Annotated in this window: 1 protein-coding gene; it reads right to left on the bottom strand. The window is 62.6% G+C overall.

Translation table 11 applies throughout. The features are described from left to right. The coding region (locus IO95_RS20600; RefSeq protein WP_037387004.1) for an OmpA family protein at positions 1-1,569 on the bottom strand (1,569 nt) is incomplete at its 3' end. Positions 1,570-1,728: the final 159 nt, after the last annotated feature.

Here is a 1,728-nt window from a genome sequence, read left to right on the forward strand (position 1 = left end):
CCCCTGCACCGCAAAACAGCTTTCCGGCACATCACCGGTATCACGCATCCAGTTACGCACCGCTTCGGCCCGTTGCAAGGAGAGCGTCTGGTTCTGCTTGGCATTGCCGGTGTTGTCGGTATGCCCGCTGACCACTATCAGCCAGCCCGGTCTGGCCTTGATGCCCACCAGGGAATTCACCAGCATTTTGGTGGAATCGGGCTTCAGTACCGCCTTGCCGGAATCAAACAGCGACAGGCTGTCGAGGCGAACGATTTGGGCTTGCTCCTTCTCCTTGACTGCAATGGCTGCCGGTTTAGGTGGCACCCAGTCACTGAGAGCCAACTGCACCGGGGGATGCAAGACCTGCCCCTGGTATAAGCCCAACCCCAGTGACAACGGCGCACCCTGGCGCTGATAACGCGCCAGCAGTTGCTCATCATGGCGTAACTGTTGCTGCGCCTGTATCTTCGGCTCCGGCGGTGTGCCAGTGAGGCGATGATAAAAGGCCAGGTCATCCCCCACACTGCGGATAAGGCGATGGTTATTGGCAAAGCTCGCCAGCAAGGCCGCCACACCAAACACCCACACCAGTGCCCCGGCCCGCAGCCCCACACGTTGCGCGGGCGTCAGGCCACGGCGACCCGGCAAGCCCGGCACCAGGCAATCAGGGTACGGTAAGCTGTGAGCCGCCACAGCGTCTGCGCTCGCTGTCACCGGCGGCAAGGTCGTCTGTTCACCAATCGCCCGCTGCCACAGGTTGTTCTCCACCGCATGCAGCGGCGTAAAACGCAGGGCTACGGCACTGAGCGGAATGGCCGACACCCCGGTCTGCGGTTGATGCAGTTCGTCAATCACCACCGCCTTCAACCACGCCATGGCACTGTCCAGCCACAACAGCTGAGCCATCCGCGAGGAAGCCTGGTCCTGTTGTGACCAGCGTGCCAGGGTGAGGCCATGCCCATCCTCGGTATACACGCTCATCCCGGACAACCGGCTGTCACCGTCATGCACAAACCAGTCATTCGCCGTCGGGTCATCCGCAGGTATCAGCCCGTTGAGGTAACCACACAGCACCACCGTCGGCAGGCGAGACAGCCGACGACGGGCGCGGATGAACTGCATGCGCCACTGGTGAATTTCACCACGCAGCAGCGCCTCATCCTGGTGACGCTCCGGGGCCACACATAACGCCACTGACACCTGACCCAGCAGCATCGGGTCGCTGGCAGCAATCCACTCCACCGCCAGGGTAAACGCCTCGGGGGTCGGGGTGGCGAGATACCAGCCCTGATGAGTCTGGCGATATTCGCTGCCCTCAGTAAACATCGTGTCGCTGTCGCCACACACCAACACCAGCGCGCCATCAAACCCGGCGTCCGGTAAGCGCCAGGGGGATGCTTGCCCGACCCGGCTCTGTAATTGAGCGGCTTGCCGGCGCAGCCACAGAACCATGGCAATCACCAGAAGTAGCACCACCACGGTCAGCACCACCCGGTGCCCGGTACTCAGCGGCAGAAACCCCCAGACCAGCAGCAGGGCCAGCAGCCCGGCCCATAACCACAATCCACCTTTTGCGTTGCTCGGCATCCGTTATTCCTTTGGTAACAGCTGCTGCAGGGTCTGATGCAGTGACGCATCCAGCCCCCACCACAGTAAACCCAGCAACACCAGACCCGCCAGCCACCAGTACCAGACCGCACGACGCCCACGGCGCCCACGCCCGGCGGGCAGTACCACCGGTAAATC

This window comes from Serratia sp. DD3 (genome assembly GCF_000496755.2).